The organism is Pantoea sp. F_5 (genome assembly GCF_008631595.1).
GTDB classification, from domain to species: domain Bacteria; phylum Pseudomonadota; class Gammaproteobacteria; order Enterobacterales; family Enterobacteriaceae; genus Pantoea; species Pantoea gossypiicola.
Map to the genome: position 1 here is coordinate 1 of NZ_VWUO01000026.1, position 18,691 is coordinate 18,691.

The following is an 18,691-nucleotide window of genomic DNA, read 5'->3' on the forward strand; positions in this document are numbered from 1 at the left end:
GACCGCATTCATCGCTGAATTATCAGACGCCGTCAGAGTTTGCAGCACGGTGGCGGAATGGAAAATGTGAGGGTAAACAAACCGACGTTACTAACTGAAGGTTGTATCTAATACTGGGGGCAGGTCACTTATTCCTTTAGTATTAGGGACTTTAATTTTTGGAGTCATACTTGAATCTTATAAAAGTGATCTAAATTTTAGAGCAGATATTATGAAGGATTATTATTCACCTTTAATAAATAAGGAAAGACAGTGTAGTAGTATTTCTAAATCACTTTCTAATGATTATGTTCAAAAAATTAGTCTTTATAATGAATTGATTAGCAGATATAACGCTCACAAAGATGGTTCAGGTCCAAGGCTGACAGAAGAATATAAGTCATATTTGGTCGCCTTGCTCAAAAAAACTTCTGAATATAATGATAATTCTGAAAGCCACTATAAAGAACTTCTTACTTGTAGACAAGAAATGTATCAAGATTTCATTAATATAGCTTTGGTAACTGGAACTGTAGATCAATTTCATAAATTCAACAATAAGTTGAGCGAATCTCTTAAAAAACTCGATGCGGAATCTCAACAAAAAAATGAAGAAGTAAAAAATGTTCTTTCCGGTGTCAACGTTTCTGAAATTATCAATGAGTTTTTTATCGCGGGCGATCTAACTGATGAACGGTATTCTTCATCTAAAAAGACTGAGGATGCTATCAATACAGTTTTCAAACCATTACTATCTTTCTTCGCTTTTAAGGCTGATATCGAAAACAAAGTGAATAATAGTTACTACGGTTTGTATAATAGTTACAATGCTGTCTTAGAAAATGAAATCAGTTCAAGATATAAAAGAAATTGGTTAGCAAAACTGCTCAACTAAGTTATAGCCAGCCTATTGATAGCTATTCTTTAGGCTGGTTTTAAATTCTTTTAAACCTCAAAATCTTTTAGTTGCTTTCCATTGGCAATATAATCTGAGATAACTTTTGGAGTTCTTCCTTGCCCCGTCCAGGTTTGTTCTTTGCCATTCTGATCTATATATTTGTATTTTGCTGGTCGTGCTCGCTGAGTTTTCCTGACCTGAGATATCTTGGACAGACCATTTATCAACTCTTCAGGATCGATGCCATCTTCTATAAGCTTTGCTTTTATCGCCTCAAGCTTGGCTTGTTTTTCTTCTTGTCCCTTACGAACAGAAACTTGCTCTTCACGATGTTCTTCTACAACCGTCGAAAGCTTCGCAAGCATCTCTTCAAGAAGCTCTAATGGGGTTTCACGAGCTTGTGCTCTTAGTGTGCGGTAGTTGTTTAGACTTTTGAAACTTTCACTCATGACATATCTTTCCTTGATGGGAGTTAGAACGCTCTTAGTCTTGTAGTTTAAACACGAAAGACATCCTCATCAAGAAACCCTCTTCTTACATGATTTCAATTTAGCTCAAACTGTTAATTTCAGATATTTTAATCAATTCATTTAACAGATCTGGCTTGTTTTTATGCATCCATCTAAACAGAATTTGGTTTTCCAACAAAGTTTTTATATGAGAAATAATGATAGTCAGCTTTAAACTGTTTGAACCATAAGTCTCCTTTAATTTATCAGCATCAACATGAACATGCGCCATTTCTTTCTCAAGCCTTTCTATTATTTTTTTATGACCTTCTTTACTTGCTGGGGTTTTACTTAAAGTTTCAACCAGTGTTTCTTTAGGTGAGCTTTGCAAAAGTGAATGAGAAAAGTTTTTCGAGAAGTTGTCGAACTTTATCATTAAATTAGCACATTCAAGTTGTCGTAAAGGCACCATTTTCTTTAATGCCTGAAAAGTAGCTTTAGGCACATTTTTGTCATTTAATATTTCTATGACTTTGGGACTAATCCCGTTCAGAATTGATATTTTACCCTTTAAAGATTCAACAGAAACATTTAAAGATGAACTGAGTAATTCAATCGGAACTCCAGCTTTAATAGCATCCTTCAACATTTTTTGGATCTGGATTATTGTCACTTGGTTTACTTTTGTGTTGGGAGTGTATGTATCATAAACTGTTGATACAAGGCATTCGACTTTAACTTCTCCCAACTCTTTGAGTGCCTCAACCCTCAAATGTCCATCCAATATTTTTATTTCATTTTGGTCTCCATCTATATATATAAGAATTGGCTCTATAAGACCTATTGCTTTTAGAGTACATTTTATCTGTATGAATTTTTCACTTCTATCATAGTTAAGTGGCATCTTCTTTGTCGGTAATAAATCCGATATGTTTAAACTCACTGTTTCTTCATTAAAGCAACATTTGATCATATCAGGCTTCCTTAGTGGAATTTTTAACCACCACACTTACTATGTTATTTAAGCTTTCATCGAAAATGATATTTTTAAATTCATCATCTTGTAGCAACTCACAGAAAATTTGGTTGACTAACAACAAATTCACTTCCAAATAGTTTGCTTTATTAATTAATGCTTTATGTTCTTTGATGTTTTCTTGATATAGTTTCTTCAGCTCATCTGTAGTTAGTCTTTTCTTATTTTTATCCTTTTTATATGAAACATTAATCACTCCTTTTAAACCTTCATTTCTTGAGTCTAATATTTCTCTAAGCTTACCGACATCTTTATGTTTTATTTTACCTTCATCAAAAGCTTTGATAAAAAGTTCCTGTCCCTCTTTGTAATCTACCCTTGCAATTTCAACTGCGAGTGATATTGGCATTTTCCCACTTTCTACAGCAGCTAATAGTTTATTTTCACCTTTCTCAATGAGCATTGTCAGACAAGTAATCCATTTTAATGATAATCCCGTGCTCTCAGCGATTTGTTTATTGCTCAACCCCTGATCTTTCATTTCCTTTATTCTCAGATATTGCTGACCCGCTCTTGGTAAAACACGAGCCATATTCTCAGCAAGACTCATGATATGAGCAGTATTTTCATCCACTTCCAAAACAAATGCAGGTATCAATTCTTCCTTCAAATTTGAGATTGACTCCAGCCTTCCTTGTCCACAAATCAGAGCATAATCATATTTATTATCTTTTATTCTTCTTACTGTTACTGGTTTCCTTATGCCACTTGTGTCAATACTTTCTGTGATTTCTGCATGTTTGAATTTATTACGTGATCTCGGCAAAACCACTTTTATAGACGAGGCCTTTATCATTTGTATCTTTCCTTCGTGCATTTAAGAAGCCTCCATTAAAGATGGGTTTAACATATCTAAGAAAATATCAAGGTTATCGAATCTGTATAGCTCGAATAACATATTGTTATCTTCCTTAAATTTAAGATCATCCTCGAATTTTTCTAAGGATGGCAAAATAAAGTAATCAACAGGCTCACTATTTAAAGTGTTCATTCTCACCACAATATTAAGATCAGTGTTTAGACTCCTGTCTAACCTGACGACCCATTGGTATTTTTCTTTTCCTCTTTTCCTACATCTTGATAAAACCACCGAAAATGTGAATGATCTATTTATGGAAACTGTCTTATTTTCTGCAATAGATAAATTCTTTGTTGTAAACTTTCCTTCTATTTCTTCTAACAAATTTTTATGCTTTTCCCTTAGCCTTTCGTTGATGTTTAAAAAGCTGTAATCTATTTCGGGTGTATACCCTATTAGTTTGTATGCATTGATTAAACCACCAAATCTATTCGCCACAACACTGCTTGAAGGTCCAGTGCTATCCTGATCAATAATAAAACCAGATATTTTACCGTTTTCTTGTAATTTCTTTTTTAAGTATATTAATATTTCATCGTCGCTCATCTGTTTTGACCGTGAATGTATTATCTCTTGAGCCAGCTTAAATTTTTCGAGCGAGATTATTGGCTTAAAAAAAGATTCGTTATTTACCCACTGGCTCTCAGGATTCTTGACTTTTTTACTTTGTAACTTCGAAGATGTTCTGTTATAGATGTACTTCCCGGTATATCTAATATTAATTAATATGGCATGAATGCGACCTCTGTTCCAAGGGCTACCGTCACTATATCTTGATCCCTCTCGGTTAAGATGTACTGCAATGAGATATTCATTCAAACCTTTAAAAATGAACATGTCGAAAATCTTTTTTATTAATTGTATTTCTTCCTTTTTCCCCGGAGAAAGCACAACTCGGTCAGTTGTTAAACTTTTTCTTTCCCCCTTATGAAGGGGCATTTTAAATTGATTATTATTGTCAACTAAGTTTCTTATCAGTCCATATCCTGGAACACCACCTTGATAGTAACCTCTATTTACGAGGTTTATATGACCTGCCAATACTTTTTGCGAGAGATTCTTACTGTATGATCCTGCTGAATACATAAGCATTAATAAGAAGAATGGGCTTTCCATAAAGTTATCAGGTATATCATCAGCACAAAAAATTACCTTTACACCCTGTTTTTCAACAAGATATTTATAATAAATACCCTCTAAAGGATCTTCAAAACGACCAAAACGGCTAACATCATAAACAAGAACTGCTTCAATATTTATTTCTTTGAACAGCACATCATCTATCAGTCTATTGAAATCATGCCTACCAGAAGCTGTTACTCCACTCTTTCCCGCATCATCGTAGGTGTGAACAATTTCATAATTATGTTTTTGGGCATATTGCTTAATGAAGTGAGCTTGGTTATCCAGGGAAAACTCTTGATTGAGGGTAGACATCCTAAGATATTGAGCAGCCCTCCTAATCCCCTGATTCTCAATGATTTCGTTGTTCATTGGTAAAACCTTTCGAGATTACACAAATTTCAATTGATTAAAAATTGATCAATTCTTGAATTTATGCAACCTTTTCCTTCACTAAGCAGTGTTCCAATTCAATGGGCTTGCTGTCTTACATGATGGTAGGAGGTGCTTCGTAAAACCTGTTTGAGCTTTTGTTTGAAAGAGATGTGTGATGTAGGTTGTGCAAAGTGCTGCTACAGGATCTCCGTTCTTCAAGTAAGGTATCCTTGGGACCCGGTGAGGTGTTTTCTATCCCTTGAGCCGACATATCAGTGACACAAAGCTAAGCCTAAAAAAATTACAAATCTGCTCATACTGTCGTCTTTCTGTTTGAGGCGAAGTGTTTTTAGTGATGATACCTATGGGGAGTAAAGTGGGGAGATAAACCATCTTTATTTTATATTATTCCTCCTAACTATATGTTTTTAATGTTTTTACCTTATCAATCAATATTCAGATTCAGAATATCGAGTAACACCAGCCCGGCAGGTCAGTAATGAAGCGCCAGCGATGGCGCTTTGTTCATTTTTCAGGCAAGCTACACTAGCTCATACGGCCTTTAATGGACGTGGCTGGCCTCAACATTACGTAAAGATTAATAAATATTCATTTCCGGACTCTTCCTGAACGCCTGTCAGTCACACTTCGCTTTTCAGGTCTGTCTTTTTAATACCCTGAATTTAAAATATTTTTTCTGTTGCGAACACTTTTTTGGCACCCGAAACGCTGGCTCCCTGAAACAGGTCAATCCTGTAGATTCCGCAGATTCTCTTTCTTTGAAGGCACTTTTTGATAAAGTGCTGGTCGAAATCAGTACAGCTGTAGCGCCTGGAGACTTTATGGAAGTGTTCTTTATGCGATGCATCCATTTATCTCATGAAGGTTTTAATGAAAAACACCGGAAAATTTAGCAGCTCGCTGCTGCATCCGCGTTATTGGTTTACCTGGTTTGGTCTTAGTGTGCTGTGGCTCATCGTCCAGCTTCCCTATCCTCTCCTTATGCGTCTCGGTGCTGGTGCGGGCAAAATTTCCCGCCATTTCCTGCAGCGCCGTGAGCGAATCACCCGCCGTAACATTGAGCTCTGCTTTCCTGGCATCAGTGAAGAAAAAACAGAACATATGATCGCCGGTAATTTTGCGTCGTTAGGCATGGCGCTGGCTGAAACCGGTATTGCCTGGTTCTGGTCTGACCGTGCGGTAAAACGTCTGTTTAAAGTGTCAGGTATGGATAATCTCCACGCTGCGCAGAATGAAAAGCGCGGTGTGATGCTGATTGGCGTGCATTTCATGTCACTGGAGCTGGGCGGCCGCATCAGCGGTCTCTGTCAGCCGATGATGGCGATGTATCGCCCGCACAACAATCAGGCAATGGAATATGTGCAGACCAAAGGCCGGATGCGCTCGAACAAAGCGATGATTGACCGCCGCGATCTGCGCGGCATGGTTAACGCTCTGAAACAGGGTGAATCTGTCTGGTTTGCGCCGGATCAGGATTACGGCCCGAAAGGCAGTACCTTTGCGCCGCTGTTTGCGGTAGAAAAAGCGGCCACCACCAACGGCACTTTTGTGCTGTCGCGTCTGGCGAAGCCGGCGATGGTGCCGATTATGCTGATCCGTAATGCAGATAATGATGGCTATCATCTGATCATTGAGCCATTGCTGGAAAATTATCCGCATACGGACGAGGCTGCAGCAGCAGCTTATATGAATAAAGTGATCGAGAATCAGATTCTGCGCGCACCGGAACAATACCTCTGGCTGCATCGCCGATTCAAAACCCGTCCGCCGGGTGAACAATCACTCTACGTCTGAGTAAGCAGATAAAGCAGGCACCGCGCCTGCTTTATTTTTTTCATCTTTCTAAACCTATCGCCCTCTTCACCTGGTGAGGTGCTTTCTTGCTCTTTATCATTGTTTCTGTTTTTCAGCACTCGGGTTTGCATCCGGCAATCTGGCCTCAGCGAAAGAATTGAGAGAATATGAACCCTCTTATTCCGTCAATGGCCCGAGGATTTTTTTGGATACCAACAATGCCCAACAGTGGCAGAGGCCGCTGATTGATGACCGCCTTACGCCCTATATTGAAGTGGATGCAGAGCGCCTGGAGCAGAATCTGCAGCATATGCAGCGCAAAGCCAGTGCGGCAGGCGTCGCATTGCGTCCGCATATCAAAACACATAAAAGCGTCTGGATTGCTCAGCGTCAGCTTGAATATGGTGCTCAGGGCATCACGGTCTCTAAACCCAGCGAAGGTATCAGCTTTATTCAGGGTGGCGTTCGTGATCTGCTTTTAGCCTATCCGGTTGTGCAACCGCAAAGCGTGGCTGAATTGCTGCGTCACGCCGTGCTTCATCAGGCAAAACTTACCCTGATCGCGGACAGGCTGCAGGGTGTGGCAGCGATTGCGGATGCGTGGCAGCAACAACCAGACTGCGAGCTGGCGGTGGCGATTAAAGTGGATGTTGGATTACACCGCATTGGTGTTAATCCTGATAGTGATGAAGCGGTGCTGATTGCTCAGGCGCTGCGGGACAGAGGCGTACGCTTTGCCGGATTAGTGTCGCATGCCGGCCACGCTTATGGTGCCGGTAATGCCGCGGCTATTGTTGATATTGCCAGGCAGGAAACGGTATTGATGCAGCAGCTTCAGACAAAACTGCAGGCGGCAGGATTTACTGACTGTCCGCTCTCTGTGGGTTCAACGCCTACGGCTCTGGCAGCCGACGTTGCGCCCTGCATCAGTGAAATCCGGCCCGGCAACTATGCACTGCTGGACCTTACCGCCTGTCGCCTCGGGCTAAGTCACGTCGAACAGCTGGCAATGAGCGTCATTACCCGAGTGGTAGCGGTAAACGATCATTTCGCGATTGTGGATGCCGGATCGAAAATGTTGAGTTCAGATAAAGGGCCACACGGCACCAATGCCAGCGGCTTTGGTGTTGCAGCCGACGAAGCGGGCCACACGTATGAGGTGACAAAGTTATCTGAGGAGCATGGTTTTCTGCTTTATCAGGATTGCCGTCCTGAAGTCGGCACGCTGCTGCGTATCTTCCCGAATCACAGTTGCGCAGTGATGGCACAGTCGGATGGCTTTGTTCTGCGTCGCGCCAGGGGGCATAGCGAAGAGCACGCAGTTTCTGCACGCGGCAATTTTATCTGAGTCAGCGGCAGACAGCCTTATCCGTTGTCTGCCGTTTGTACGAAACCCTGCCAACACCACACTTCTGCTGTTACAACGTATTAACGAGCCGGACCCCATGCTTTAATGCTTTTTTAGCTTATTCCCGGAGGTTGTATGCTCTCCTCGCGCACGCTGAGCCTGACGATTCCGCGTCACTGGTTAGATCTTTATGAAACTATCTGGAAGCCGGAATTTTTTCCAAAGTGGGCGTCCGGGCTGACGAATAGTGCATTAGAACCTGATGGCAATCGCTGGCGTGCCAGAGGTCCTCAGGGAAATGTAAAGCTACGGTTCTCGCCACATAATCCGTTTGGCGTAATGGATCACTGGATTGACAGTGGCTCAGGAAAAGAAATCTACGTGCCAATGCGCGTGATCGCTAACGAGCAGGGTGCCGAGGTGATGGTGACGGTTTACCGCCAGCCATTTACTTCAGATGAGAGATTTAAGCAGGATATTGAATGGGTTAGCAACGATCTTGAGAAGCTTAACCAGCTTCTGACACAATAAATCAATGACTTAGCTCGATTTTTTCTCTGTACTTATCACTGGCTGTTTATGAAAAAAAACAGAAAAACTTTCAAAGATAAAGCATAAAGCCTTTATCTGATTGCATGCCCCTTTTACACATTTACCACCAACCCTGCTTAAGCATTGTTGCCAGGAAAATTCCTGGCAACATTGTCTGACAGACAGGCAATCCCCGCTGATTTCAGGCATCTTCATCTGCTGTATAAACACTTTCGCTAAAACGCATACATTAATCATCAACAATTGTTTATTACTGACGTGCTGGATATTTAATATTTATCATGCATGAATTGAAACCATTTATTTCTGCTGGCGCGTAATCAGACTTTTCTTATGGTGTTAAATTAAATAAAACAATGTATAAATCATTCCACACACAGCAATACCTATAATGATAAAGCAGGAAAAAAGTCATGGACCGCTCTGCGTATCCTTTGTTATCAGGAAAAGAATGCGTTGAGATTGCCGCAAGGATGCTGGCAGGAGAATATAAAACTACAACAGGATTTATTCGTGATCTGGCGGAATTCTTTTTAGCTGCAGGGGATTCCTGCCATGACACGAAACAGAGAATTTACCAGGGATATCTCTTTTTTATCTGAGCATCATTTGATTGAATCAATAATAACATGGCAAGCCTGGAAAGGTATTTCAGGACTCCGGCCAGAAAAATTGCACTAACTAACGGTGTAACAGCAATCTCTCATTGCCGTTACTCAACGATTTAATTGTCACAGAGTCAATGAACTCTAACGAGTATATTATGGCAATACGTGAAAGCAGTCTTAATAGTGCAAAGTGGTCTCTGCTCTCTTCAATAAAAATTATTGGCATCGGCGTACTGCAGCTCTCGTTGCTGGCGCAAATCCTGCAGGCGAATGAACTGAACCTGCTGGCGATCGCCGTGATAGCCTTACTGGCTATCGATACGCTGGCCGATCGCGGCTTCTCAAATAAGCTGATCCGCCGCTGTATGCTCTCTATCAACGACCTCTCCACGATCTACTGGGGTAATATGTTGATGGGTGTCACGGTGTTTGGTCTGTTATTGACGGGCAGCCACCTGCTGAACAGCCTGTTTGGTCAGCCTGAACTGGCGTTAATGCTGCAGATGGTCTCAGTGGTGTTTATTATCATCCCACAGGGTCAGCATTACCGTGCAATATTACAGCGCGAAAAACAATATACCCGTATCGCCTTTGCTGAAACCTCATCAGTATTAGCCGGTCTTGCCGTCACTTTATTTACCGTCTGGCTGACACCTTCAGTACTGTGTGCGATCTGGGGTTACCTGGCGATGGCATCCATTCGCATGCTGATTTACTGCTACTATGGTCGTTCATGGTTCCAGCCAGAATACCATTTTAGCCTGAAAGCCTTTTCTAAAATTCGTGCAAGAAACAAATAATAAAATAAGTCTGTATGGTGGGCTCTGAGCATCCGAAACGATGCGTTGGCGTGCTGTTAATCAGCACGCCTTTTCTTTTTATTAAGTCTGTCGTTTTACTTCCTTCATCAATTCCTTACTTTACCCGCTGCATCCAGCTTTTTTATCTTCTTTATAAACTGATTTACGTCCAGCGATAGCCTGGCAGTCACAGTCGGTTAACCCCCATAGTCCAGAGCGATTAAACATCCGGGCTGTAACGTACAAATCTGCTGTACATTCTTTCCCCTCAGATGTCTGCGCAGGCCCTCTCCAGAAAAGTCTTTCTATGCTGACGCCGGGGCTGGCTGGTATAAACTGCGCTAATCCCGGACGCCGATCGCCAGAAATCTCAGTCGCCGTCTCCTGATCTATGCCGTCGCCTTACTGGAGCCTGCTATGTTACTGACCGTTCTCTATATTATTGGTATTACTGCTGAAGCGATGACAGGCGCGCTGGCGGCGGGCCGCCGCAAAATGGATCTGTTCGGTGTCATTATTATTGCGTCAGTGACTGCCATCGGTGGCGGCTCCGTGCGCGACATCCTGCTGGGTCACTATCCGCTGGGCTGGGTGAAAAATCCCGAATACATCATGATTGTGGCAGCAGCAGCGGTCATCACCACTTTCCTGGCACCACTGATGACGCACCTGCGCAAAGTGTTCCTGGTACTGGATGCGCTGGGACTGGTGGTCTTCTCTATTATTGGTGCACAGGTTGCGCTCGATTCCGGCCACGCCATGATTATTGCCGCGATAAGTGCGGTGATTACCGGCGTCTTTGGTGGCGTATTGCGTGACATGTTCTGTAATCGTATTCCGCTGGTTTTTCAGAAGGAACTCTACGCCGGTATCGCTTTCGCCTCAGGCTGGATCTATATCCTGCTGCTGAAAACTACGCTGGCGCATGAAGCGGTGATTATCATTACCCTGCTATTCGGCTTCTTTGCCCGTTTACTGGCGCTGCGCTTCCGCCTTGGTTTGCCGATTTTCAACTATCCCCATCCCGAGCACTGATGATGCAGGAATGTTCTGCTGCTGCAGGAACGTGATCAGCCCTTGCACACGGGCATCATGCAACTGCGCCACCAGCCGCTTTGCCAGCGCAGGGCCAACGCCCGGTAACGCCTGCCAGCCCGCAACATCCCGCTGCATTAAACTCTCCCACTGCTGATCGGGCAGTGACTTCAGGGCCTTCCGCGGCAGTGAAATACCTAAGGCATCCACCCAGCGACGAAACGGCTGCTGACGGGTGAGATTAAAACGATGCCAGAGCTGACCCGCCTGTTCCGAAGAGAAGCCCGTTGCGACGGCGATCTGTTCCGGTGTTAACGTCAGCCAGCCGAACAGATGCGTCATACGGCCGGTTTCCAGTAAGCGCAGCCAGGTGCTGCGCTCAACGCCCGCAATATTCAGCACCGTTTTCTGACTGAGCCAGCGTAATTTTGCCAGTAACTGCTTCTGGCACTCCGCACTGAAGGTGTAACAACTTAACGGCGTGTAATGCGACGCGTCGGGAGGCTGAGGATAGTCACGCTCTGCTACGCGCCAGATAACCCGCTCCAGCCGGGGTATCCCCTGACCCGCCAGACTCAGCGTGATCACATCGCCCGCCACGATATCGCTTTCCTGCCAGCGACGCAGAGATCCGACATTGACCCGTCTGACGGTCTTGTCATCCAGCTGCACCGGCTGCAGATTAAGGACGGCAGCTATTTTCCCGGTACGGCCAACAGGAAAATCGACTGAGAGCACTTCAGCGCTGACTTCCGGAGGCTGATACTTCCAGGCAACAGCCCAGGTTCCCTCTCCCGGCAGCCAGTTTTTGCCCGCAGGACGAAGGCTCTGATGCACCACCACGCCATCAGTGACAAAGGGCAGCGCAGCATGGAACCAGCGATCCCGCCAGGCGGCGACCTCCTCTTCATCTTTGACGCGGTGACTCCATTTTGCGGCAACGCCCAGTCCCCAGCGGCGGAGTTGCTCAAGGCGTTCTGCCATTTTGTCGGGACCATCTGGCCAGGCCCAGATAAAAACATCGAGCGAGTCCAGCAGGGGAACGCGCTGTTTACTCATCATGGCCCCGGCTACCTGTGCGCGTGCATTTTTACCGCCATCAACGGCCTGTTGATGACCGGTCATCGACAGAAATAACTCACCCTGCAGCACAACGTCGTCGAGATGGGTGTCGATATGCAGCGGAATCGCCGGGATCCAGGCGGCTTTAGTCAGCCACTCTTCACCCAGTAATCCGTCGCCGCGACTTAACAGGGAGACCAGCCTGCCGTGGCGATACACCAGTGAAACGGCGATGCCATCAACTTTGGGCTGCACCCAGAGATCGCTACGCCCCTGCATCCAGTAAGCCAGCGCCAGCTTGTCACGCATCTTTTTTACGCCAGTATGGGCGACCGGATGCAATGACTTGCCATTACCCGGCAGTTGCGGTTCGTAAGCCGGCTGATAAGGGCTAAAGCAGTGCTGCCACTGAATCAGTCGCTGCTGAAGAGCGTCATAATCCGCATCCGCCACTGGACTCAGCCCCTGACGATAGTAAGCGTCATCCCAGTGTTGCAGTTGCTGCTGCAGGCGGCGGACCTCTTCCGTCGCCCGGATCGGTGTCCAGACCGGACAAACAGCGCTGTGCGCAGGCCATGTGACGATCCACAAAATAGCCGCAAACAGCGGCCAGCCGAATCCTTTCATACTCTCTCTCCTGACGTTTTGCGGTATTCAATATCAACGCTTTGGTGTCAGCCAGAGATGATGTTTGATAGCGGAAGGGATGCCGTGGCAATAAGGTATTAATTGCAGAGGCCTGACAGACAGTTGCGCGAAGATGCGCAAAAGTTGGCTGTTGCCGCTGCGCAAACGCTGCGTGGCAGCGGGAAGCTGTGTATACTGTGCAGGAAATCGACTCCGCTTTTAATCAATTCAAGAAAACCATGGCTCAAGGCACGCTCTATATTGTTTCTGCCCCCAGCGGTGCAGGGAAATCCAGCCTGATTCAGGCACTGTTAAAGACCCAGCCGTTGTATGATACGCAGGTCTCTGTTTCGCACACGACGCGCGGCATGCGTCCGGGTGAAGCCCATGGCGAACACTATTTTTTCGTTGAGAAACATGAATTTGAGCGGATGATCGCGGAAGATGCCTTCCTCGAACACGCTAAAGTTTTCGACAACTATTACGGTACGTCGCGCCATGCTATTGAGCAGGTGCTGGCAACCGGTGTTGACGTGTTTCTCGACATCGACTGGCAGGGTGCGCAGCAAATCCGCGCTAAAATGCCGGGCGCACGCAGCATCTTTGTATTGCCGCCGTCGAAAGAAGAGCTCGATCGCCGTCTGCGCGGTCGTGGTCAGGACAGCGAAGAGGTCATCACGCGTCGCATGGCTCAGGCAGTAGCGGAAATGAGCCACTACGCCGAGTATGACTATTTAATTGTGAATGATGATTTCGATCTGGCGCTGTCCGATCTGAAAACCATTATTCGCGCCGAACGTCTGCGTATGGCGCGCCAGAAGGCGCGTCACGATGCTTTAATCAGCAAACTGTTGGCAGTCTGAATACAGTTTCAGTATGATGCGCAGTCATTTCTTCATCTGTGGAGTAGCACACCTATGGCACGCGTAACCGTTCAGGACGCAGTAGAAAAAGTTGGTAATCGTTTTGACCTGGTGTTGGTCGCTGCACGTCGTGCACGTCAGATGCAGGTTGGCGGCAAAGATCCGCTGGTTCCGGAAGAGAACGATAAGCCTACCGTTATCGCTCTGCGCGAAATCGAAGAAGGTCTGGTCACCAATCAGATTTTAGATGTGCGTGATCGTCAGGAACAGCAAGAGCAGGAAGCCGCTGAATTACAGGCCGTTACCGCTATCGCTGAAGGTCGTCGTTAACAGCCACCTGCAGGTCGCCCTTGTATCTGTTTGAAAGTCTCAATCAACTGATTGAAAAATACTTGCCAGAGGAGCAGATCAAGCGCCTCCAGCAAGCCTACCTTGTCGCACGTGATGCCCACGAGGGACAGACACGCTCCAGCGGTGAGCCTTATATCACCCATCCTGTTGCCGTGGCCTGTATTCTGGCGGAAATGAAGCTCGACCATGAAACCCTCATGGCCGCGCTGCTGCATGACGTGATCGAAGATACGCCTGCCACTTACCAGGACATGGAACAGCTGTTTGGTAAAAGCGTGGCGGAGCTGGTCGAAGGCGTTTCCAAGCTGGATAAGCTGAAATTCCGCGACAAGAAAGAAGCGCAGGCAGAGAACTTCCGCAAGATGATTATGGCGATGGTGCAGGATATCCGCGTCATTCTCATCAAGCTGGCTGACCGCACCCACAATATGCGCACCCTGGGGTCGTTACGCCCGGACAAACGTCGCCGCATCGCGCTGGAAACGTTAGAGATTTACAGTCCGCTGGCGCATCGACTGGGTATTCATCATCTTAAAACGGAGCTGGAAGAGCTCGGGTTTGAGGCTCTTTACCCGAACCGGTATCGGGTAATTAAAGAGGTGGTGAAAGCCGCGCGCGGTAATCGTAAAGAGATGATCCAGAAGATTCTTTCTGAGATTGATGGCCGTTTGCAGGAAGCGGGCATTCCCTGCCGCGTCAGCGGTCGCGAAAAGCATCTTTACTCTATCTACCGCAAAATGACGCTGAAAGAGCAGCGTTTTCACTCGATCATGGATATCTATGCCTTTCGCGTCATCGTGAAAGATCTGGATACCTGCTATCGCGTTCTGGGCCAAATGCACAGCTTGTATAAGCCGCGTCCGGGCCGCGTGAAAGATTACATCGCCATCCCCAAGGCTAACGGCTATCAATCGCTCCATACCTCCATGATCGGTCCGCACGGCGTGCCGGTTGAAGTGCAGATTCGCACCGAAGATATGGATCAGATGGCGGAAATGGGGGTCGCTGCGCACTGGGCTTATAAACAGGCGGGCGAAAGTGGCACCACCGCACAGATTCGCGCTCAGCGCTGGCTGCAAAGCCTGCTGGAGCTGCAGCAGAGTGCGGGCAGTTCGTTTGAATTTATCGAAAGCGTGAAGTCCGATCTCTTCCCGGATGAGATCTACGTCTTTACGCCTGAAGGCCGCATTGTTGAGCTGCCAACCGGCGCGACGCCAGTGGACTTCGCCTATGCGGTTCACACCGACATCGGCCATGCCTGCGTCGGCGCACGCGTTGACCGCCAGCCTTATCCGCTGTCGCAATCCCTGACCAGCGGACAGACGATTGAGATCATCACCGCGCCAGGCGCCCGTCCCAACGCCGCCTGGCTCAACTTTGTCGTCAGCTCCAAAGCCCGCGCCAAAATTCGCCAGCTGCTGAAAAACCTCAAGCGTGAAGACTCGGTTAATCTGGGTCGCCGCCTGCTCAGCCATGCGCTGGGCGGCAGCCGTAAACTGGCTGAGATCCCGGCTGAGAATATCCGTCAGGAACTGGACCGTATGAAGCTGACCTCGCTTGACGATCTGCTGGCGGAAATTGGTCTGGGCAATGCGATGAGCGTGGTCGTGGCGAAGAACCTGCTGCAGGCGGACAGCAAGACGATCAATAACAGCAAACGCGGTAAGCTGCCGATCAAAGGCGCTGATGGCGTGTTGATTACGTTCGCCAAATGCTGCCGACCGATTCCCGGTGACCCGATTGTTGCTCATGTCAGCCCTGGAAAAGGACTGGTGGTGCATCATGAATCCTGTCGAAATATTCGCGGCTACCAGAAAGAGCCGGAAAAATTCATGCCGGTCGAGTGGGATAAAGTCACCGAGCAGGAGTTCGTGGCGGAAATCAAAGTCGACATGTTTAACCATCAGGGCGCACTGGCAAACCTGACGGCAGCAATCAATACGGCCGGTTCCAATATTCAGAGCCTCAATACCGAAGAGCGTGATGGCCGCGTCTACAGCGCCTTTATCCGCCTCACCGCACGCGACCGTGTCCATCTGGCGAATATCATGCGTAAAATTCGCGTGATGCCGGATGTGATCAAAGTTCACCGTAACCGTAATTAGGCATGAACGATCAACGTTTTGCCCGGATTCAGGCGATGCTGGCACTGCGCCAGCACGACCTGACGGTCTGTATGGAGCAGGTGCATAAGCCGCACAATGTGTCGGCGGTTATCCGCACGGCCGACGCTGTGGGCATCCACGAAGTACATGCTGTCTGGCCCAGCCAGCGGATGCGCACCCAGGCTTCCGCGTCTGCCGGAAGCAACAGCTGGGTGAAAGTGGTCACCCATCCCACCATCGGCGATGCCGTAAAACGGCTTAAACAGCAGAAGATGCAGGTTCTGGCGACTCATCTTTCTGACGATGCCGTGGATTTCCGTGAGATCGATTATACCCTTCCCACCTGCATCCTGATGGGACAGGAAAAAACCGGCATCACTGAAGAAGCACTGGCGCTGGCTGACCGGAAGATCGTAATTCCCATGGCAGGAATGGTGCAGTCACTGAATGTTTCGGTTGCCTGTGCGCTGATCCTCTATGAAGCGCAGCGGCAGCGGCAGAATGCCGGTTTTTACCTGCGCGATTACAGCCTGCTGGATGATGATGAGCAGCAACGCCTGCTGTTTGAAGGCGGATTCCCGGTGCTGGCGCGGGTCGCGAAGCAGAAAGGTTTACCCTATCCGCGCATCAATGCCCAGGGCGAAGTCGACGCCGATCCCAGCTGGTGGGCAACCATGCAATCGACCGGTAAAAAAAGATGAAAGGCCGTCTGCTGGATGCCATCCCGCTCAGTACCCTGACCGGCGTCGGTGCCAGCCAGGCGGCAAAACTGGCCAAAATTGACCTGCACACCATTCAGGATCTCCTGCTTCATCTCCCGCTACGCTACGAAGATCGTACCCAGCTTTATGCCATTGACGATCTGCTGCCCGGTATCTGGGCCACCGTAGAAGGCGAAGTGCTGCACACAGACATCACCTTTGGTCGCCGCCGGATGATGGTGTGCCAGATCAGCGATGGCAGTGGTGTCCTGACCATGCGCTTCTTCAACTTCAATGCCGGGATGAAGAACAACCTGTCGCCGGGCCGGCGCGTCACCGCTTATGGCGAGATTAAGCGCGGTCAGCGCGGCGCTGAGATCATTCATCCCGAATACCGCATCCAGGGCGAACAGAGCAATGTAGCGCTGGAAGAGACCTTAACACCGGTTTATCCCACCACTGAAGGCATCCGACAGGCCACGCTGCGTAATCTTACCGATCAGGCGCTGACGCTGCTGGAGAGCTGCCCGATTGCCGAGCTGCTGCCGAAGGAACTGAGCGGCGGCTTGATCAGCCTGCCTGATGCACTGCGCACACTGCATCGTCCGCCGCCCGATCTCCGGCTCAGTGAGCTGGAGAGTGGCCGTCATCCGGCGCAACGCAGGTTAATTCTGGAAGAGCTGCTGGCGCATAACCTCAGCATGCTGGCGGTACGCGCCGGTGCTCAGCGCTATTACGCGTTACCGATGCCGCCGCGACACAACCTTAGCGATCAGCTGCTGGCCGCGCTGCCCTTCTCACCGACCAATGCGCAGAAACGCGTGGTGGCGGAGATAGAGAAAGATCTGGCCAACGATTTCCCAATGATGCGGCTGGTGCAGGGCGACGTCGGCTCGGGTAAAACGCTGGTAGCCGCGCTCTCTGCGCTGAATGTTATCGCCCATGGCAAACAGGTTGCGCTAATGGCACCGACCGAACTGCTGGCGGAACAGCACGCCAGTAACTTCCGTCAGTGGTTTGCGCCGCTGGGCATAGAAGTGGGCTGGCTGGCCGGAAAACAGAAAGGCAAAGCCCGCCAGGCACAGCAGGAAGCAATAGCCAGCGGCCAGGTGGCGATGGTAGTCGGCACACACGCGCTGTTTCAGGAGCAGGTGCAGTTCAAGGGTCTGGCGCTGGTCATTATTGATGAGCAGCACCGGTTCGGCGTCCACCAGCGACTGGCTTTGTGGGAAAAAGGCGAGGAACAGGGTTTCCATCCGCATCAGCTGATCATGACCGCCACACCCATTCCGCGCACCCTGGCGATGACGGCTTATGCCGATCTGGATACCTCAACTATCGATGAGCTGCCACCGGGACGTACACCGGTGACCACCGTCGCCATCCCCGATACGCGACGCGATGAGATTGTAGCGCGGGTTGAGCATGCCTGCCGCGAGGGACGTCAGGCCTACTGGGTCTGCACCCTGATTGAAGAGTCCGAATTGCTGGAAGCGCAAGCGGCAGAAGCCAGCTGGGAATCCCTGAAAATGGCGCTTCCCGACTTGAACATCGGACTGGTACATGGCCGGATGAAGCCCGCGGAAAAGCAGGCGGTGATGCAGGCCTTTAAAGCGAATGAGCTGCAGCTGCTGGTGGCGACGACAGTCATAGAGGTCGGCGTTGACGTGCCGAATGCCAGCCTGATGATTATCGAAAACCCGGAGCGGTTAGGGCTGGCGCAGCTGCATCAGCTGCGTGGCCGTGTAGGTCGTGGTGCTGTAGCATCGCACTGTGTGCTGCTCTATAAAGCGCCGCTGAGCAAGACGGCGCAGAAGCGTCTTCAGGTGCTGCGCGACAGCAATGATGGCTTTGTCATTGCTCAGTTCGATCTTGAGATTCGCGGTCCGGGTGAACTGCTGGGCACGCGTCAGACCGGCAACGCTGAATTCAAAGTAGCCGACCTGCTACGTGATGCCGCGATGGTGCCGGAAGTTCAGCGCGTGGCGCGCCACATCCACCAGCACTATCCCGAGCAGGCCAGCGCCCTGATTGAACGCTGGCTGCCAGAGAACACCCGCTATACCAACGTCTGAGTGCGTTCCATTCTGGTACGGCCTTTTTTAT

General features: G+C 48.3%; 17 protein-coding genes. 12 read left to right on the forward strand and 5 right to left on the reverse strand.

From position 1 onward, the window contains the following. Window positions 1-211 precede the first annotated feature (211 nt). Complete coding sequence (locus tag F3I44_RS21980) at window positions 212-874, forward strand: hypothetical protein (RefSeq protein WP_150019638.1); 663 nt, start codon at window positions 212-214, stop codon at window positions 872-874. 50 nt (window positions 875-924) lie between these two features. Here the strand turns inward: F3I44_RS21980 and F3I44_RS21985 are convergent, their stop codons facing one another. From F3I44_RS21985 to F3I44_RS22000, 4 genes are all read right to left on the reverse strand, one after another. Continuing rightward, window positions 925-1,326, reverse strand: coding sequence for an H-NS family nucleoid-associated regulatory protein (locus tag F3I44_RS21985; RefSeq protein WP_150019639.1), 402 nt, complete (start codon window positions 1,324-1,326; stop codon window positions 925-927). Window positions 1,327-1,426: 100 nt separating this feature from the next. Then, window positions 1,427-2,299, reverse strand: coding sequence for a plasmid partitioning protein RepB C-terminal domain-containing protein (locus tag F3I44_RS21990; protein ID WP_150019640.1), 873 nt, complete (start codon window positions 2,297-2,299; stop codon window positions 1,427-1,429). A 1-nt stretch (window position 2,300) separates the two neighbouring features. Continuing rightward, window positions 2,301-3,179 (reverse strand): ParB/RepB/Spo0J family partition protein, encoded by an 879-nt coding sequence (locus F3I44_RS21995; RefSeq protein ID WP_150019641.1) that lies wholly within the window; start codon window positions 3,177-3,179, stop codon window positions 2,301-2,303. Next, on the reverse strand, window positions 3,180-4,715 hold the full coding sequence (locus tag F3I44_RS22000) for a recombinase family protein (protein WP_150019642.1): 1,536 nt from the start codon (window positions 4,713-4,715) through the stop codon (window positions 3,180-3,182). Between the two features lie 894 nt (window positions 4,716-5,609). Here F3I44_RS22000 and lpxP point away from each other — a divergent pair. The 6 genes from lpxP to F3I44_RS22030 all read left to right on the forward strand — a co-directional run bounded on the left by lpxP (window position 5,610) and on the right by F3I44_RS22030 (window position 10,876). After that, window positions 5,610-6,533, forward strand: coding sequence for a kdo(2)-lipid IV(A) palmitoleoyltransferase (lpxP, locus tag F3I44_RS22005; protein WP_150013907.1), 924 nt, complete (start codon window positions 5,610-5,612; stop codon window positions 6,531-6,533). A gap of 205 nt (window positions 6,534-6,738) precedes the next feature. Next, complete coding sequence (locus tag F3I44_RS22010) at window positions 6,739-7,881, forward strand: alanine racemase (protein ID WP_150013904.1); 1,143 nt, start codon at window positions 6,739-6,741, stop codon at window positions 7,879-7,881. A gap of 135 nt (window positions 7,882-8,016) precedes the next feature. After that, window positions 8,017-8,412: a polyketide cyclase gene (locus F3I44_RS22015; RefSeq protein ID WP_150013901.1), complete on the forward strand. Its 396-nt coding sequence runs from the start codon at window positions 8,017-8,019 to the stop codon at window positions 8,410-8,412. A gap of 434 nt (window positions 8,413-8,846) precedes the next feature. Next, window positions 8,847-9,035 (forward strand): hypothetical protein, encoded by a 189-nt coding sequence (locus F3I44_RS22020; protein WP_223811732.1) that lies wholly within the window; start codon window positions 8,847-8,849, stop codon window positions 9,033-9,035. 161 nt (window positions 9,036-9,196) lie between these two features. After that, a complete protein-coding gene (locus tag F3I44_RS22025) occupies window positions 9,197-9,841 on the forward strand; it encodes an oligosaccharide flippase family protein (RefSeq protein ID WP_150013898.1) in 645 nt (214 codons plus the stop codon). A 417-nt stretch (window positions 9,842-10,258) separates the two neighbouring features. Further along, a complete protein-coding gene (locus tag F3I44_RS22030) occupies window positions 10,259-10,876 on the forward strand; it encodes a trimeric intracellular cation channel family protein (RefSeq protein ID WP_013359520.1) in 618 nt (205 codons plus the stop codon). On the opposite strand, the gene ligB is transcribed toward F3I44_RS22030, so the two are convergent. Next, window positions 10,814-12,565: an NAD-dependent DNA ligase LigB gene (ligB, locus tag F3I44_RS22035; protein WP_150019643.1), complete on the reverse strand. Its 1,752-nt coding sequence runs from the start codon at window positions 12,563-12,565 to the stop codon at window positions 10,814-10,816. The genes F3I44_RS22030 and ligB overlap by 63 nt on opposite strands. Window positions 12,566-12,804: 239 nt before the next feature. Here ligB and gmk point away from each other — a divergent pair, with 239 nt between their 5' ends. From gmk to recG, 5 genes are read left to right on the forward strand one after another with little or no spacing between them, the layout of a single operon-like run. Continuing rightward, a complete protein-coding gene (gene gmk, locus F3I44_RS22040) occupies window positions 12,805-13,428 on the forward strand; it encodes a guanylate kinase (protein ID WP_150013892.1) in 624 nt (207 codons plus the stop codon). Between the two features lie 54 nt (window positions 13,429-13,482). Beyond that, window positions 13,483-13,758, forward strand: a complete 276-nt coding sequence (rpoZ, locus tag F3I44_RS22045) for a DNA-directed RNA polymerase subunit omega (RefSeq protein WP_003851346.1) — start codon at window positions 13,483-13,485, stop codon at window positions 13,756-13,758. A 20-nt stretch (window positions 13,759-13,778) separates the two neighbouring features. After that, the gene (gene spoT, locus F3I44_RS22050) at window positions 13,779-15,884 is read left to right on the forward strand and encodes a bifunctional GTP diphosphokinase/guanosine-3',5'-bis pyrophosphate 3'-pyrophosphohydrolase (RefSeq protein WP_150013889.1); all 2,106 of its coding nucleotides are present in this window, start codon (window positions 13,779-13,781) and stop codon (window positions 15,882-15,884) included. A gap of 2 nt (window positions 15,885-15,886) precedes the next feature. Then, a complete protein-coding gene (gene trmH / locus F3I44_RS22055; RefSeq protein ID WP_150013887.1) occupies window positions 15,887-16,585 on the forward strand; it encodes a tRNA (guanosine(18)-2'-O)-methyltransferase TrmH in 699 nt (232 codons plus the stop codon). Continuing rightward, window positions 16,582-18,660 (forward strand): ATP-dependent DNA helicase RecG, encoded by a 2,079-nt coding sequence (gene recG / locus F3I44_RS22060; RefSeq protein WP_150013885.1) that lies wholly within the window; start codon window positions 16,582-16,584, stop codon window positions 18,658-18,660. The genes trmH and recG overlap by 4 nt, the downstream gene beginning before the upstream one ends. Window positions 18,661-18,691: the final 31 nt, after the last annotated feature.

Excerpts from the sequence above, each read along its gene's own strand:
- F3I44_RS22015 (WP_150013901.1), top strand. The coding sequence starts at position 8,017 with ATGCTCTCCTCGCGCACGCTGAGCCTGACGATTCCGCGTCACTGGTTA.
- F3I44_RS21985 (WP_150019639.1), bottom strand. The coding sequence starts at position 1,326 with ATGAGTGAAAGTTTCAAAAGTCTAAACAACTACCGCACACTAAGAGCA.
- gmk (WP_150013892.1), top strand. The coding sequence starts at position 12,805 with ATGGCTCAAGGCACGCTCTATATTGTTTCTGCCCCCAGCGGTGCAGGG.
- F3I44_RS21990 (WP_150019640.1), bottom strand. The coding sequence starts at position 2,299 with ATGATCAAATGTTGCTTTAATGAAGAAACAGTGAGTTTAAACATATCG.
- rpoZ (WP_003851346.1), top strand. The coding sequence starts at position 13,483 with ATGGCACGCGTAACCGTTCAGGACGCAGTAGAAAAAGTTGGTAATCGT.
- F3I44_RS22030 (WP_013359520.1), top strand. The coding sequence starts at position 10,259 with ATGTTACTGACCGTTCTCTATATTATTGGTATTACTGCTGAAGCGATG.
- F3I44_RS21980 (WP_150019638.1), top strand. The coding sequence starts at position 212 with ATGAAGGATTATTATTCACCTTTAATAAATAAGGAAAGACAGTGTAGT.
- F3I44_RS21995 (WP_150019641.1), bottom strand. The coding sequence starts at position 3,179 with ATGCACGAAGGAAAGATACAAATGATAAAGGCCTCGTCTATAAAAGTG.
- trmH (WP_150013887.1), top strand. The coding sequence starts at position 15,887 with ATGAACGATCAACGTTTTGCCCGGATTCAGGCGATGCTGGCACTGCGC.
- recG (WP_150013885.1), top strand. The coding sequence starts at position 16,582 with ATGAAAGGCCGTCTGCTGGATGCCATCCCGCTCAGTACCCTGACCGGC.
- F3I44_RS22020 (WP_223811732.1), top strand. The coding sequence starts at position 8,847 with ATGGACCGCTCTGCGTATCCTTTGTTATCAGGAAAAGAATGCGTTGAG.
- lpxP (WP_150013907.1), top strand. The coding sequence starts at position 5,610 with ATGAAAAACACCGGAAAATTTAGCAGCTCGCTGCTGCATCCGCGTTAT.
- F3I44_RS22025 (WP_150013898.1), top strand. The coding sequence starts at position 9,197 with ATGGCAATACGTGAAAGCAGTCTTAATAGTGCAAAGTGGTCTCTGCTC.
- ligB (WP_150019643.1), bottom strand. The coding sequence starts at position 12,565 with ATGAAAGGATTCGGCTGGCCGCTGTTTGCGGCTATTTTGTGGATCGTC.
- F3I44_RS22000 (WP_150019642.1), bottom strand. The coding sequence starts at position 4,715 with ATGAACAACGAAATCATTGAGAATCAGGGGATTAGGAGGGCTGCTCAA.